Consider the following 15,229-nt stretch of genomic DNA (forward strand, 5'->3'; position numbering starts at 1 on the left):
TAAAAATTATGGCAAACGAAGTGGCAAAAGTGGAAGAGAAGGCAGTAGCGGAGTACGGTGCGGGCGTGAACTTGGGGGACTTTTTCGCCGATGAACTCGACGGACTCACTCCCTCGTTCGAGAGAATCAAAATCCCGGCGGGCGGCGGTCTTGCGTTCGAAGTGCCGGGCAACGATCCCGAAAGTCCCGACAGCGTCAAGGAATTCAAAGCGGTAATCCTTTATCATCACCCGATTAACTGTTATTACAAAGAAGAGTACACGGGCGGCAACAATCCTCCCGACTGCGGCTCTATGGACGGACACGTCGGAATCGAGGCGGAAACGGGCGAAGTCAAGAACTGCGCCGAGTGTGAGTTCAGCAAGTTCGGCACTGGCAAAAACGGTGCAAAGGCTTGCAAACAAAAACGCAGAATTTATCTCTTGAGAGAGGGCGAAGCTCTCCCGATTATCCTTTCGCTGCCGACGGGGAGCCTCGGCGAATTGTCAAAGTACATCGTTCGTGTGAGAGCAAAATATGCGGGGACTTACTGCGTCGTAACGAAGTTTACTTTGAAGAAGGCACAGAACAGCGGCGGTATCAACTATTCGCAGGCGGTGTTCGCCATCGACAGGGCGCTCACCGAGGACGAACTCAAAAACATCGTTCCGATGTGCGAACAGGTCAAGGCGTTGTCGAAAAAGGTAACGCAGTTGGACGAAGAGTAAAAACGCAAAGGCAAGAGCGGCGGAGCGTCGCCGCCCGATACCTTTTTTATAGGTGCAGGATGAAAGCAAACAAAATCGTGTATATCTGCTCACCGCTCAAAGGCGACGTGCAGAAGAATATCGCAAAGGCAAACTACTATGCAAGATTTGCTTACGAAAAGGGATGCATCCCGCTTGCTCCGCACACGGTATTCACGCAATTTTTGAATGACGATAATCCCAAAGAGCGTGAAAGAGGAAAGGCGATGGGGCTCAAACTCCTTGACCTATGTGCCGAGCTGTGGGTGTTCGGGCCGACAATAAGCGACGGGATGAAAACCGAGATCGAGCGTGCGAGAAAGAGTGGAATCCGAACAAGGTATTTTTCGGAGAACTTGGAGGAAGGATGACGGACATATTTGAAAAGGTAAAAGACCAAGTCAATATCGCCGAGGCGGTTTCGCTGTTCGGCATACAACTGAATAGTAAAGACAAAGGTCTGTGTCCTTTTCATGCGGAGAAAACTCCGTCGTTTTCCGTTGATCGCAAGAAAAATATCTTCACTTGCTTCGGATGCGGAGAAACGGGCGACGTCATAGCCTTTGTGTCAAAGATGCGAGAGTGCGAACCGTTGGAGGCGGCAAAGTTTTTGGCGGAGTCGTTCCGTATCGACATAGACGACTGTCCGAAAAGGCAAAGCATAAAGGACTACCTGAAATCGTGCATCCGTGACGTCGGGCAGACGGATTATTTTACACGACGCGGACTGACCGCCGCAACCATAAAGAAATATTGTCTCGGTTATGACGTAAAGCACCGTTCAGTCGTGTTGCCGTATTCGTCGGAGCTGAAATACTACCAAACACGGAGTATCGCCGACAAGAAGTTTTATAAGCCGACCACCGAAGAGGCGGGAGCGGAGCCGCTCTTTAACCGAAAGGCGTTGTGGGGTGCAAGCCGAGAACCAGTCTTTATCGTGGAAAGTCCGTTGTGTGCCTTGTCGATATGTCAATGTGGCGGTTCGGCGGTGTCGCTTTGCGGAATCGGCGGGACGAACAAACTCGTCAAAGAAGTAAAGGCAAAGAAACCGAATGCACCGCTCGTGCTGTGCTTGGATAACGATGAGCCGGGGCAGAAAGCAACGCAAAGTCTGTCGGACGAATTGACGAAACTCAAAGTGCCGCACATTTTATACAACGTCGCAGGCGATAAGAAAGATCCGAACGAACTGCTGATGGCGGACGCAAAGGCACTCGCCGAAAACGTCAAGTCGGCAAAGCGGACGGTTCGCAAGCACTTCGCCACAGCGAAAGACAGCTTCGACGCTTTGGAATTGCAGAGTGAATACATAGAGCCGCCGACGTGGGTAGTGCAGGACGTTCTGCCGACGGGACTTGCAATATTGTGTGCGCCGTCGAAGATAGGCAAGTCTTGGATGATGTTGCAGCTCGGCTTGGCGGTAGCAGAGGGCAAAGAGTTTCTTGACTTTAAGACGGAGAAAAACGGCGTATTGTATTACGCACTCGAAGACAGTAAAAGCCGAATCAAAGACCGCCTCAACAAAATGCTCAAGGGCAAGAAAGCGCCGAGCGACTTACGGTTCGTAATTCAGGCGGACACCGTGGACAGCGGTCTGCTTGAAAAGATAAAGGAAGAACTCAAAGAGTTTCCGAACATTCGGCTCGTTATCATCGACACCTTGCAAAAGGTGCGTGGAAAGGTAGTAAAGAACGAGTCGGTGTACAGCGGCGACTACCGTGAAATGGGTGCTTTGAAAGAGTTTGCCGACAAGCAGAAAATATGCCTGCTGTTCGTGCATCACCTCCGCAAGCTCGCCGATGATTCGGATGTATTCAACATGATATCGGGAAGTACCGCTCTGATGGGTGCCGCCGACTCGATTTTTATCATCTCGAAGAAAAAGCGTATGGACGAAGACGCCATACTATCAATGACGGGACGTGACATTCAGCAAAGCGACCTTGTCATAGCGTTCAATAAATACGACTTCGTGTGGGAAGTGCGGGGAACTGCGGAAGAGATAGCGGCGAAGCGAGAACGGCAGGAATACGAAAACAGTCCTATCGTGATCACTATCAAAGAACTCATCAAGCGAAATCCGATGGGCGGATGGAAAGGCTCGGCGAACGACTTGATGAAAGCGGTGTTCGATATAACGGGCAAGCAGCTCTCGGAATCGCCGACGGGCGTGGGCAAGTTAATATCGAAATATGAATACCGACTGCATTGCGACGGCATCGACCATAAGGCAAGCAAAAGCGGTAGCAGAGCTCACACGTTCAGCCGTGTCGTGGTAAATACGCCGATGGGATATCAGCGGACGATTTACGATGATGACTGATCATCTAACAAAACTATGTGTCCAATGTGTCCAAGTGTCCAAAAACCGCCGAAACTCGGTAAAAACAGCCGATAAAGCCTAAAACACGGACGCTTTGCCCTAAAAAGTTGGACACTTAACCCTACAAACAGCAACATCAAGTGTCCAACAAAAAAGCACGAAAAACCCAGATAAAGTAAAAATCCACAAGACGAGGTTTGTGTCCTTTTAGAATATATGTCCTTTTGGACGCTTGGACACTTGGGACACTTGCGTTTGTGAAAGGAGCGGATATGAAAGAAAGCGATTTGATTCGCAAGATAAGCGAATACTTGAAAACCGTGCCGAACCTGTTCTTTTGGAAGGAACACGGCGGGATGTACGGAACGGCGGGAATACCCGATTTAATTGTCTGTTACAAGGGAAGATTTATCGCCTTTGAATGTAAAGTCGGGAAAAACAAACCGACCGTTTTGCAAGAGATGACGATAAAGCAGATCATAAAAGCAGACGGATACGCCGTGGCCGTGAGAACGGTTGAAGAGGTGCGGAGCATAATAACGGCATTTGAAAAAGAGTAGAGGTGGCAATGGAAACGGTAATCAACAAGGTTTTGATAACGGCGGAGGCTCGGTTCGACTACGAGAGCGAATTCAGCCGTCCGCTACCGACAGCAGATATCAAACGGGAAACCGAAGAGTACATAAACAATAAAACGGTTCGGTTTTACGGTTACTATTTCCGTGTCAAGTATTATGACGAGGCGACCGAACGGATGCTGATGCTGTTCTTTTACAAGGGCGAAAGGTTCGGTTGTATGCAGATGTGGGAGCTGTCGGGAGTCTGCCCGGCGGAGGAATGGACGGAGGAACTCGAACAAGACGGTCAAATCCGTAATTGGTTAAAAACGAAAGTAAACCCCGACGATAAAAGCGATTGGGTAATTGAATTAAGGGAAGCCCGAAGACGGGGCGAGATAGGACAGATGGCGGTTTTTTCTTTGGTGGGACTGCCGAAGGAGGTGGTAAATGCAATATACGACGGAACAGATAGCCAAATACTTGAAAGAGTTTCGCATCTACAAAGGAAAGGTGGAAAGTGGGTTGGCTACCGACAGTATATGCCAAGACGTCGAACGGCTCGAAAAAAGCATTAGCGTCTTGCCCGAAAACGACTACCACATAATCCGCCTGTTATTTTTCGAAAACAAGTCGTATGCGGAAGTCGCCAGACGGTTCGGCTACAGCAAGACGGGAATGTATAAAAGAGTGAAAGTTGTCGAAAAAGCGATTGCAAGTATTATGAGCGATTGAAAAAGAGAACGGCAGAGAACGAAATTCATACGAAAGAGAACGAAACCCGTGATATGATAATCTTGGGGAGAGCAAGAAAGGCACGGTTCACGGGGAAGCATCCCAAGCGAATAAAAGCGGTAGGAACGGCGGTTGCCTTTCTTGCGTTACCCGATTAAAAACGGAGGAATAAACAAATGCCGAATAAACCGAAACGTCCGTGCAGTTATCCCGGCTGTCCACGGCTTGTGGACGGGCAATACTGTGAAGAGCATAAGCGGTTGACGGATAAGCAATACAATCTCTACGGTAGGGATGACTTTACAAAGAATTTTTATAAGACACCCGAATGGAGATATGCGAGAAAGAAACAGTTGGAAGCTCATCCGTTTTGCGAGGAATGCCTGAAAGAAGGGAAACGAACAAAGGCAACTATGGTTGACCATATAGTGCCTATCAAGCAAGGCGGAGATAAGTTCGCACCGAGTAATTTGCAAAGCCTCTGTTGGAGTTGCCACAGCCGAAAGTCGGTTGAAGAAGGCAGCAGATTCGGCAAAAAAAATTATTGAAAAAGTGAGTTTTTTCTACGCAATTTCGCTGGGCTCTTACAAGCGATTACGGTATAGTTGACCATAACAAGGGGCAAGCAAGTACCCCAAAAAAATCTGGAGGGTTAATTATGACAGTAAAAGAACTTGCAAGCAAAATCGGAGTAGTGGATATCACCTCGAAAGACGGCGAAGTCCACAAAGGAACTAAAGACGGAAAAGACATTTATATCTTAACCGCCAGCGACGGGGAGAACGAACCGAAAGTGGTATGGATTATCTATGATGACCAGAGATGCGATTACTGCGATAAATGCGGAAACATTCGTCCGCTACATGAAATCGATTTTAATCCGCTGACAGGCAAAAGGTTTTGCCATGACTGCGGGGCGGATTAAGGAAACGAGGGAACGGCAAGGTCAGACCGAGCAAAGCGGTCTGACCTTTATCGTTTCGTAAGGGGTAGGGGGAGGTCAATCTCTACGAATTCAACCCCTAACAGCGGGGCCGCAGTCAAACGCGAATTTTCGCAAAATCAAAAATCAAACGAAAAAATCAAAATTGAAAAAGGCAATACGAAGTATTGGGGACGGGCAACCGCCCCTTTTTTATTTGCCTTGAAAATCAAAATAAATCAAACAATCAAAAAATCAAAGGGGGAAATATGGCAAGCGGAGGACGAAGAGTCGGAGCAGGCAGACCGAAAAAAGCCGCCGCCCAAAAGATATTGGAAGGCAATCCCGGCAGGCGTCCCGTCGAAGTCGTGAACTTTGCGGCGGAGGGTGTAGAACTGCCGAGCGAACCGCCGTCTTATTTATCGGCAAGGGCAAAGGAAATCTACCGCACGGTGTATGCGTGGCTGAAAGCAGTCGGTTGCACTACGGGAATACTGCCTTACAACCTTGAAGAGTATGCATTCTGCAAGGCTCGATGGTTGGAGTGCGAAGAGATGAACACAAAGCACGGCTTGCTCGTGAAAGATCCAACCAACGGCAAAGCAATGCCGTCGCCGTTCGTGGCTATGGCACAGCAATACCTAAAACAAACGAACGAGGTGTGGGGCAAGATTTATCTCGTTGTAAGGGAAAGTAAACTCACAAAGTGGGATGAGAAAAACCCGAATGACGACATCATGGAGAAATTATTGGGAGGTGGCGGTTAATGGAATACACGGAACAAAACCCGTTGCGACTCATTGAACTGTTCGCAGGCATCGGCAGTCAAACGCAAGCCTTAAAGAATATCGGAGTACCGCACAAAGTTGTTGCGATATCCGAAATCGACAAATACGCAATTCAAAGCTACGAGGCGATACACGGCAAGGTCAACAATCTCGGAGATATCCGTGCAATCGAAGCTCTCCCGGATGCCGACTTTTGGACATACTCTTTTCCGTGCCAAGACATATCGGTCGCAGGCAAAGGTGCGGGTATAAAGGAAGGGACTCGGAGCGGTTTGCTGTTCGAGGTTGAAAGACTATTGATACAGGCAGCCGAAGACGGAACATTGCCGAAATACCTATTGCTTGAAAACGTAAAGAACCTTGTGAGCAAGAAATTCAAAGCCGACTTTGACCGTTGGCTTTCTTTTTTGTCTTCGCTTGGGTACACGAATTATTGGCAGATACTCAACGCAAAGGACTACGGAATACCGCAGAACCGTGAGCGGGTATTCTGCGTTTCAATCCGTGGCGATCACACGCCTTTTGTGTTTCCCGAAAAGCAAGAACTCAAACTACGCTTACGGGATATGATTGACGAAGTAGTAGATGAAAAATACTATCTGAAAGAAAGCACGATCCGCAGTATTATCAATTCAACCTTTAACTCACGACGTGACAGCATCAAGTCCGGGGACGGAGTGGCTAACACGCTGATGGCGAGAGATTGGAAAGGTCCGCAATGCGTTCAAGTCGGAGAAGTGGTCGGCGAAAAGTGGGATAAGATGCACGACATCAGTCGCAGAGTTTATGAGCCGAGCGGAATATCTCCGACCGTGCATTGTCAGCAAGGCGGAAACACCGAACTCAAAATAGCGGAGAACTTTGTACTCGGCGGACTACAAGCACATCAAACGCCAAGAACGGACGGTATCAGCCCGGCACTCACCGAAGCGATGGGCAAGGGCGGCGGACAAACGCCAGTTATTATCGACACAAAGAAGACCGATGACGAGCGGTTTTTCAAGCAAGCTGTGGAAACGGTAATGGAAAACGAATGCGGAGTCGGCGACACCGTGGACGCATTCAATAAGAAGGTCAACCGCAGCGGAGTGTGTCCGACAATCACTACTCGCCCCGAAGGTTTCAAAACTGCGATACTACCGATAGTCGAAGACAAGTCGGATAATCCCGTCATCGTGGCGATGCGTGGACGCAACCCAGACAATCCGTCTGATCGCACGGCGGGCGCACCTTTGGAGCAAAGGCTCGAAGTCAACGGCAAAGGACTTTGCAATGCATTGACCTCGGTACAGAAAGATAATCTCGTGTTGGAGCAAGGCAAAGGCTCGAAAGAATACGTTGCCCGAAGATACAAGGAATTCATCGAAGAGAAAGGCTACATACCCGAAATGTTTGTTGCCTACAACAAAATGGAAGTCGATGATATAGCGCCGACGCTTACGGGACAATGTTCCAGTGCGTCGGGCAGTTCTGCTGTGCTTATGATGGAAGAACCCATACAAGTCAAGGTAGCGACAAAGCAAGGCTACGAAGAAGCGGAAAAGGGCGATTTTGTCAACATAACCTATCCCGGCAGTAAAACCAAACGCGGTCGTGTAGGCAAGGGTATCGCACAAACTCTCACGTGCGGCGACGGGAATGCGGTCATCACGGAGAACATCCGAATCCGCAAGCTCACGCCGAGAGAATGTCTGCGTCTTATGGGTTGGCACGACGAACAGATCGACAAAATACAAGCGGCGAAAATCAGCGGTACGCAGCAGTACCGACAAGCGGGCAACGGCATAGTAGTGCAAGTCTTGGAGTTTATTTTCAAGGCTTTATTTTTTTGTTAAACGGAGGCGGAGATGGAGCATATTGCAAGCATCAGTTACGGAAAAGACAGCCTTGCTATGCTCGAAGTGATAAAGCAAAACGGCTTGCCGTTAGACCGCATCGTAACGGTGGACATTATGGCGACGAAAGACGTCCCCGCCGACCTTCCGCCGATGGTGGAATTTAAGGCAAAAGCGGACGCCATTATCTTGGAAAAGTTCGGCATAGTCGTGGAGCATATTACTGCACCCAAGTCGTATGAAGATTATTTTTACTACAAATGCAACGGTAAGAAAAGCAAGAATGCAGGTAAGATATACGGCTTCCCGTTGCAGAAAGGGAATTGGTGCAACTCTCGGCTGAAAGTCGACGTGCTTGACAAAGTCCAAAAGGGTGCAGTCGTTTATATCGGCATTGCGGCAGACGAACCGTCAAGGTTTCATACGCTCTCCGAAACGAAACGCAGTCCGCTTGTGGAATACGATTGGACGGAGAGTATGTGCCGGGAATGGTGCAAGGCTAACGGCTTATTATCGCCGATTTATACGACAGCATTGCGGGGCGGTTGTTGGTTTTGTCATAACCAAGGCGTGAATCAACTCCGCAAGTTACGCAAAAATTATCCCGAATTATGGGCATTGCTTTTGAAATGGGATGCAGACAGTCTCGTAACTTTCAAAGGCGACGGGCATACGGTTCGGGACTTCGACAAGCGGTTCGAGATGGAATCGCAAGCAAAAGTGCCGATAGGCAGAACATTCAAATGGAGATTATTGGAGGATAAAATAATGACAACCAGAACGATAACGGCGGAGTCCGTAACGAGCGGACACCCCGACAAACTTGCCGATCTTATTGCGGACAGCATACTCGACGAGTGCTTCGAACAGGACGAAGACAGCAGAGTGGCTTGCGAAGTTATGCTTGCCCATAACAAGTGTTTTATAAGCGGCGAGATAACAACCGCAGCCGAGGTGGACTATGAATACATAGCTCGTTCGGTAATCGCACAAGTCGGCTACGATACAACCAACGTCGAAGTGGAAATAAGAGTCCACGCACAAAGCGAAGACATCTCGCAGGCAGTAAGCAAGGAAGAACAAGGGGCGGGCGACCAAGGAATCGTGTACGGTTACGCAACCGATGAAACGCTTGACTATATGCCACTTGCAACCGAGCTTGCACATAGGCTGACCGACAGACTCGAAGAGTGCAGAAAGGACGGACTGATTATAGGACTTCGCCCCGACGGGAAGAGTCAGGTGTCTATCAGATACAACGGCGAAAGGTTCGATAAAATCAAGTCGGTGGTAGTTTCGGCACAGCATACCGAATCGAAGAACCTTGACGAGCTGACAAAGGAAATAAGAGAAAAGGTCATCGGCAAGGTGCTTGCGAATTATGATCTTACGGAAACCGAGATACTCATCAATCCGTCGGGTAGGTTTGTGCTTGGCGGTTTCGAAGCAGACACGGGACTGACGGGACGCAAACTAATGGTCGATACCTACGGCGGAGTTGCACATAACGGCGGCGGAGCCTTGAGCGGTAAAGACGCAAGCAAGGTTGACCGCAGCGGAGCATACATGGCGAGATACATTGCAAAGAATATCGTTGCCGCAGGCTTGGCGGAAAAATGCGAGGTCGCACTCTCGTATGCAATCGGAGTACCCAAGCCGACGGCAATCGACGTAAACACTTTTTATACGGCATCGGTCAATGAGAACTTAATCGTCAAGGCGGTGGAGAAGGTATTCGACCTATCGGTCGCAGGCACAATTGAGAAACTCGACCTCCGCAGGGCGGTATTTGCACAAACGGCGGTCGGCGGACATTTCGGTAAAGATTACCTCGCTTGGGAGTTGACCGATAAGGCGGAAGCTCTGAAAAAAGCCGTCAAAATTTAATAGGTTTTTACGGCGTCTTTCTCTGGACTTCGGCGGACGGTTACGGTATTGTTTGAAGAAAATGGAGGTAGGTAATGACCGATAGCATAATTGAAAGGTTAGGATTAACCAAGATAAGCGATGAAACTGCAAAACGACTGCTTGATGCCTTATATAAGGTAGAGGACGAGCAAGACTACCTAAACGAATCGGTAACGACGCTTGTCAGTTATCTGCACTCAAGACAGGCGAATGAAGGAAAACCTACGGTCTACTTTGAGAGTAGACACGAAAGCGGAAACATATTTGCCCTGCTCGGCAAGGTTAATAGTGCATTACATGACAAGCAAGAGTTCGATGCTTTATGGTCGCAGATACAAAAAGGCTCGTATGAACAGGCAATAGTGCTAATAAAAGAAAAGGTAACGCTTATAGACCTTGACGGGATTTATTAAGGAGTAGAATGGATAAGTTTTTCAGTCAAAGGACTTGCGACCGCTGCGGTGGAGATTTATCGGGCGGGCGGATAATGTCTATGTATAACACGGAATGCATTTGCTTGGAATGCAAGCGAAAAGAAACGGAGAGAGCGGACTATAAAGCCGCAGCCGAAGCCGATAAAAAGGCAATCGAAAATGGCGATTTTAACTATAAAGGCATAGGTTTGGAAACCCCGAAAAATAGTTAAAAATTCTTTCAAATTCTTTCGGATTTCGACCGCGTTTCGCTGGGCTCTTGTGTGTTTTTACGGTATTGTTGTCTTGCAAAACGGGGGTGGGAAACACCCTCAAAGCAAAGGAGAACACGCAAATGAAAACTCAAACATTCGGCATCGAAATCGAACTCACAGGCATCAGCAGAAAGGATGCGGCAAAGGTAATCGCAGACTACTACGGAACGACATCCTACTACGCAGGTAGCGGATATGATACCTACGAGGCAACCGACAGACAAGGTCGCAAATGGAAAGCGATGAGCGACGGCAGCATCGACACGGAACACTACGGATCAAACTGCAGTTGCGAGATCGTAACACCAGTATGCAGATGGGAAGACATCGAAGACATACAGGAAATCGTAAGGCAACTGCGACACAAGGGTGCAAAGGCAAACAGTAGCTGCGGAATCCACGTACACGTCGGAGCGGAACAGCATACGGCAAAGACGCTACGGAACCTCGTAAACATTATGACGAGCAAAGAAGACCTGCTGTTCAAGGCGGTCGGGGTAAGCACAAGCCGAGCAAACAGATGGTGCAAAAAGACCGAGCAGAGGTTCGTAGAGAGTATGAACCGCACAAAGCCGACAACGAAAACGGCGGTCGAAAGATTATGGTACAACGGCAACTCGCATAGGAACACACACTACGACAGCAGTCGCTACCATGCACTCAACCTGCACAGCCTATGGCAAGGCAAGGGCATCGAGTTTAGATGCTTTAACGGAACGACGCACGCAGGCAAAATTAAAACTTACATACAACTGTGCCTCGCAATCAGCCATCAAGCCTTAACGCAGAACGGAGCAAGCGCAAAGAAAACGGTAACCGCAAACGAAAAATACACCTTCCGCACATGGCTGCTCCGCCTCGGAATGATCGGCGAAGAGTTCGATACGGCAAGAAAGTTTTTACTCGAAAACTTAAGCGGCGACATAGCATTTAAAAACGGTAGACCGAGGGCGGCGGCTTAACCGCCCCCTCACAAAAGAAGGAGATAAAAAAATGGCAAAACTTTATGTAGCATACGGTAGCAACCTCAACCTTGCACAAATGGCAAGACGGTGTCCAGACGCAAAGGTAGTGGGCATCGGCACACTCAAAAACTATCAGCTGACATTCCGTGGAGTGGCAACGATAGAGCCCGTCGATGGGGCGGAGACGCCTGTCGGCGTGTGGGAAATCACACCTCGTGACGAGTTGGCACTCGACAGATACGAAGGGTATCCGAGTTATTATCGAAAGGAAACGGTAACGGTAGATATGCCGAACGGAGCGGTCGAGGCAATGGTGTACATAATGAACGAAGGCAAGCCGAATATGCCGTCGGGATTTTATTACAACACAATTCACGAAGGATACAGGGATGTCGGACTCGATCCGAAATACCTGCAAGCGGCTCTCGACGATACGAAAAAGCGAATGAGAGCGAGAGCATAAAAACAAAATCAAATGCGTGTTCAAAGGGAGAGCTTCGGCTCTCCTTTTATTTATTGTAAACGGAGGGAGCAATGGCATACAACAAACAACTTGCAGACCGTGCCGTTGCTTTCATCAACTCGTTAAAACATACGAAAGGCACATGGCACGGAGTACCGTTCGAACTGTTGCCGTGGCAGGACAAAATCATAAGGGACATTTTCGGAACGGTAAAAGATAACGGTTATAGGCAGTACAATACCGCTTATGTCGAGATACCGAAAAAGCAAGGCAAGTCGGAAATAGCCGCCGCAATCGCATTATACCTTTTAGCGGGCGACGGCGAGTGGGGTGCGGAGGTTTACGGATGTGCAGCCGACCGCCAACAGGCAAGTATAGTGTTCGACGTGGCTTGCAACATGGTAGAACAATGCCCCGCCTTGAAGAAGAGAATCAAGCCTATAATGAGCCAGAAACGGCTCGTATATCAACCGCTTAATTCCTTTTATCAGGTGCTGTCGGCGGAGTCGTACACCAAGCACGGACTGAATGTTCACGGCGTTGTATTCGACGAACTCCATGCACAACCGAACCGAGCCTTATACGACGTAATGACGCACGGTTCGGGCGATGCAAGAAAGCAACCGCTGTTCTTTTTGATAACTACGGCAGGCACTGACCGCAACTCAATCTGTTGGGAAATCCACCAAAAGTCGAAAGACATACTCGAAGGACGCAAGCATGACCGCTCATTCTATCCCGTAATTTACGGAGCGGATGACGATGATGATTGGGGTAGCGAAAAGGTATGGGCGAAAGCAAACCCGTCGCTCGGCATCACGGTGGAAATAGATAAACTCCGTATCGCCTACGAGTCGGCGAAAGAGAACCCGGCGGAAGAGAACTTGTTCCGACAACTGCGACTCAATCAATGGGTAAAGCAAAGCGTCCGTTGGATGCCGATGGACGCTTGGGATAAATGCGATTTTCAAGTAGATGCGGAAAAGCTCAAGGGGCGTGAATGCTACGGCGGACTTGACCTTTCGTCAAGCACCGATATCACGGCATTCGTGCTTGTCTTTCCGCCATTGAACGAAGACGATAAATACATCGTTCTGCCGTTCTTTTGGATACCCGAAGACACAATAGATTTGCGAGTTAGACGCGATCACGTTCCATACGATGTGTGGAAAGCAAAGGGGCAAGTTATAACCACCGAGGGCAACGTAATCCACTACGGATACATCGAAAACTTTATAGAAGACCTCGGCACGAAATACAACATCAAGGAAATAGCCTTTGACCGATGGGGAGCCGTGCAGATGACGCAGAATCTCGAAGGAATGGGGTTCACGGTCGTACCGTTCGGGCAAGGGTTCAAGGATATGAGTCCGCCGACGAAAGAGCTGATGAAGCTCGTGCTTGAGCAGAAGATAGCGCACGGTGGAAACGTGCCGCTCCGTTGGATGATGGACAATGTGTTCGTTAGAACCGATCCTGCCGGGAACGTGAAGATGGACAAGGAAAAGTCCACCGAAAGAATAGACGGAGCGGTCGCACTCGTTATGGCTTTAGACCGTGCAATCCGCAATAAGGGAACAACGGACAGCGTCTATAACGATAGAGGAATTATCATTATTTAGGAGGAAATCAATGCAAATAGAAAAGAGAGCGGTGGAAGAATTAAAAGCTGCCGATTACAATCCCCGTAAGGACTTAAAGCCCGGCGATGCCGAATACGAAAAGCTCAAACGCAGCATCGAAGAATTTGGCTACGTCGAACCCGTTATATGGAATAAACGCACGGGCGTGGTTGTGGGCGGGCATCAACGCTTAAAAGTGATGAAAGACCTTGGGTTCACCGAAGTGGACTGCGTTGTGGTCGACCTTGACGAAAGCAAGGAAAAAGCATTGAACATCGCTCTGAACAAAATCAGCGGCGAGTGGGACAATGATCTCTTGGCAAGCCTTTTGAAAGACTTGGACGGGAGCGGATACGATATCACACTAACGGGTTTTGACCTTGCCGAAGCACAGGAACTGTTCGGGAGCGGTAGTATGGAGAATGTCCACGAAGACGACTTTGACGCTGAATCCGCTCTTGACGAAGTAACCGAGCCGAAGACGAAAACGGGCGATTTGTGGATACTCGGACAGCACCGACTGCTGTGCGGGGACAGTACGCAAGCCGATGACGTAAGCCGAGTGTTGGATGGTAAAATGGCAGACCTAATGGTAACCGATCCGCCTTACAATGTGGACTACGGTTCGGCGGTAAGGGGCAAGCATCAATCGCAGTCTCGGTCGAGCAGCACGATTGCAAACGACAACCTTTCGGACGATGAGTTCTATCAATTTCTTTTGGCATTCTATAAGGCGGCGGAAAAGAACTTGAAGAAAGGTGCGCCGATTTATGTGTTCCATAGCACAAAAGAAACCGTAAACTTTACGAAAGCGATGACGGATGCAGGGTTCAAGTATTCGCAGACGCTTATATGGTTGAAGAATCATTTCACGCTCGGTAGGCAGGACTACCAGTGGAAGCATGAGCCGATACTCTACGGATGGAAAGAAGGTGCGGGGCATTATTTTATTGACGATCGAACGCTTGCAACTGTGATGGAGGGACTGACGGAGAATCTGCGAAAGATGAACAAAGCCGAGCTCGTTGAGTTGGTAGAAAAAATACTCGGTTTGCCGAACTCGGTCATAGAGGATAACAAGCCGAACAAATCGCCAGACCATCCGACGATGAAACCCATCACGTTGTGTGCCAAGCTCATCTACAACAGCAGCCACGAAGATGATACGGTATATGAACCGTTCGGCGGTAGCGGCTCCACGCTTATAGCGTCCGAGCAACTGAACCGCAAGTGTCGGGCGATAGAACTCGAACCGAAATACTGCGACGTTATTGTCCGCAGATACAAAGAACTTTGCCCCGAAGCTGAAATCAAGCATATCCGAGACGGGGTGGAAATTTTCGATTAGTTGCCGATTTCCTCTGGACTTGTTGAAACCATTACGGTATTGTTTGGGTTACGACAAAGAAGGAGGCACAAATGGAAAGTATAATCGATTGGCTCTTTGACGGCGAAATCGACGAGCGGAATAGAGTACGCAAACCGAAAGATTTATCGAAGGACAAAGAGTATATAGCATACGAAAAATTCAAAAGTATGCTGACAGACGAACAAATGGATATGTTCGAAAAGTTCTTGGAAGAACAAGCAATACAAGAAGGAGTGAAACGAAAGGGCGTTTATAGCAGAGGATTCAAAATCGGTTTATTAATCGGTTTGGAAACCGCAAAATTCAGTCCCGAAGATTAATAAAATAAT

Annotated in this window: 18 protein-coding genes; all 18 read left to right on the top strand. The window is 48.6% G+C overall.

The window, feature by feature from the left end:
- Positions 1 to 8: 8 nt before the first annotated feature.
- The 18 genes from NFR55_RS08065 (at position 9) to NFR55_RS08150 (ending at position 15,220) form a co-directional block, all read left to right on the top strand.
- On the top strand, positions 9 to 707 hold the full coding sequence (locus NFR55_RS08065; protein WP_251548107.1) for a hypothetical protein: 699 nt from the start codon (positions 9 to 11) through the stop codon (positions 705 to 707).
- Positions 708 to 766: 59 nt separating this feature from the next.
- The gene (locus tag NFR55_RS08070) at positions 767 to 1,096 is read left to right on the top strand and encodes a DUF7768 domain-containing protein (RefSeq protein ID WP_251548109.1); all 330 of its coding nucleotides are present in this window, start codon (positions 767 to 769) and stop codon (positions 1,094 to 1,096) included.
- Positions 1,093 to 3,048 carry an AAA family ATPase gene (locus NFR55_RS08075; RefSeq protein WP_251548111.1) on the top strand — a complete coding sequence of 652 codons (1,956 nt, stop codon included), beginning with the start codon at positions 1,093 to 1,095 and terminating at the stop codon, positions 3,046 to 3,048. Before NFR55_RS08070 ends, NFR55_RS08075 begins: the two co-directional genes overlap by 4 nt.
- 272 nt (positions 3,049 to 3,320) lie before the next feature.
- Positions 3,321 to 3,608 carry a VRR-NUC domain-containing protein gene (locus tag NFR55_RS08080; RefSeq protein WP_251548113.1) on the top strand — a complete coding sequence of 96 codons (288 nt, stop codon included), beginning with the start codon at positions 3,321 to 3,323 and terminating at the stop codon, positions 3,606 to 3,608.
- A gap of 8 nt (positions 3,609 to 3,616) precedes the next feature.
- A complete protein-coding gene (locus NFR55_RS08085) occupies positions 3,617 to 4,183 on the top strand; it encodes a hypothetical protein (protein WP_251548116.1) in 567 nt (188 codons plus the stop codon).
- A gap of 153 nt (positions 4,184 to 4,336) precedes the next feature.
- Positions 4,337 to 4,498 (top strand): hypothetical protein, encoded by a 162-nt coding sequence (locus tag NFR55_RS08090; protein ID WP_251548117.1) that lies wholly within the window; start codon positions 4,337 to 4,339, stop codon positions 4,496 to 4,498.
- 18 nt (positions 4,499 to 4,516) lie between these two features.
- On the top strand, positions 4,517 to 4,888 hold the full coding sequence (locus NFR55_RS08095; RefSeq protein WP_251548119.1) for an HNH endonuclease: 372 nt from the start codon (positions 4,517 to 4,519) through the stop codon (positions 4,886 to 4,888).
- Positions 4,889 to 4,998: 110 nt separating this feature from the next.
- The gene (locus tag NFR55_RS08100; RefSeq protein WP_251548121.1) at positions 4,999 to 5,265 is read left to right on the top strand and encodes a hypothetical protein; all 267 of its coding nucleotides are present in this window, start codon (positions 4,999 to 5,001) and stop codon (positions 5,263 to 5,265) included.
- A 266-nt stretch (positions 5,266 to 5,531) separates the two neighbouring features.
- Positions 5,532 to 6,029: a P27 family phage terminase small subunit gene (locus NFR55_RS08105; RefSeq protein ID WP_251548123.1), complete on the top strand. Its 498-nt coding sequence runs from the start codon at positions 5,532 to 5,534 to the stop codon at positions 6,027 to 6,029.
- A complete protein-coding gene (gene dcm / locus NFR55_RS08110) occupies positions 6,029 to 7,885 on the top strand; it encodes a DNA (cytosine-5-)-methyltransferase (protein ID WP_251548125.1) in 1,857 nt (618 codons plus the stop codon). The genes NFR55_RS08105 and dcm overlap by 1 nt, the downstream gene beginning before the upstream one ends.
- 12 nt (positions 7,886 to 7,897) lie before the next feature.
- Positions 7,898 to 9,772 (top strand): methionine adenosyltransferase, encoded by a 1,875-nt coding sequence (gene metK / locus NFR55_RS10570; protein ID WP_338052323.1) that lies wholly within the window; start codon positions 7,898 to 7,900, stop codon positions 9,770 to 9,772.
- Positions 9,773 to 9,846: 74 nt separating this feature from the next.
- Positions 9,847 to 10,206 (top strand): hypothetical protein, encoded by a 360-nt coding sequence (locus NFR55_RS08120; RefSeq protein WP_251548127.1) that lies wholly within the window; start codon positions 9,847 to 9,849, stop codon positions 10,204 to 10,206.
- 80 nt (positions 10,207 to 10,286) lie between these two features.
- The gene (locus NFR55_RS08125; protein WP_251548129.1) at positions 10,287 to 10,439 is read left to right on the top strand and encodes a hypothetical protein; all 153 of its coding nucleotides are present in this window, start codon (positions 10,287 to 10,289) and stop codon (positions 10,437 to 10,439) included.
- A 122-nt stretch (positions 10,440 to 10,561) separates the two neighbouring features.
- Positions 10,562 to 11,443, top strand: a complete 882-nt coding sequence (locus NFR55_RS08130; protein ID WP_251548131.1) for an amidoligase family protein — start codon at positions 10,562 to 10,564, stop codon at positions 11,441 to 11,443.
- A gap of 31 nt (positions 11,444 to 11,474) precedes the next feature.
- On the top strand, positions 11,475 to 11,909 hold the full coding sequence (locus tag NFR55_RS08135) for a gamma-glutamylcyclotransferase family protein (RefSeq protein ID WP_251548133.1): 435 nt from the start codon (positions 11,475 to 11,477) through the stop codon (positions 11,907 to 11,909).
- A gap of 71 nt (positions 11,910 to 11,980) precedes the next feature.
- Positions 11,981 to 13,531 carry a terminase large subunit gene (locus tag NFR55_RS08140; protein ID WP_251548135.1) on the top strand — a complete coding sequence of 517 codons (1,551 nt, stop codon included), beginning with the start codon at positions 11,981 to 11,983 and terminating at the stop codon, positions 13,529 to 13,531.
- 10 nt (positions 13,532 to 13,541) lie between these two features.
- Positions 13,542 to 14,879 (top strand): site-specific DNA-methyltransferase, encoded by a 1,338-nt coding sequence (locus tag NFR55_RS08145; protein WP_251548137.1) that lies wholly within the window; start codon positions 13,542 to 13,544, stop codon positions 14,877 to 14,879.
- A 71-nt stretch (positions 14,880 to 14,950) separates the two neighbouring features.
- Positions 14,951 to 15,220, top strand: a complete 270-nt coding sequence (locus NFR55_RS08150) for a DUF6809 family protein (RefSeq protein WP_251548139.1) — start codon at positions 14,951 to 14,953, stop codon at positions 15,218 to 15,220.
- Positions 15,221 to 15,229: the final 9 nt, after the last annotated feature.

Source organism: Pumilibacter intestinalis, from assembly GCF_943193005.1.
GTDB lineage: Bacteria > Bacillota > Clostridia > Christensenellales > Pumilibacteraceae > Pumilibacter > Pumilibacter intestinalis.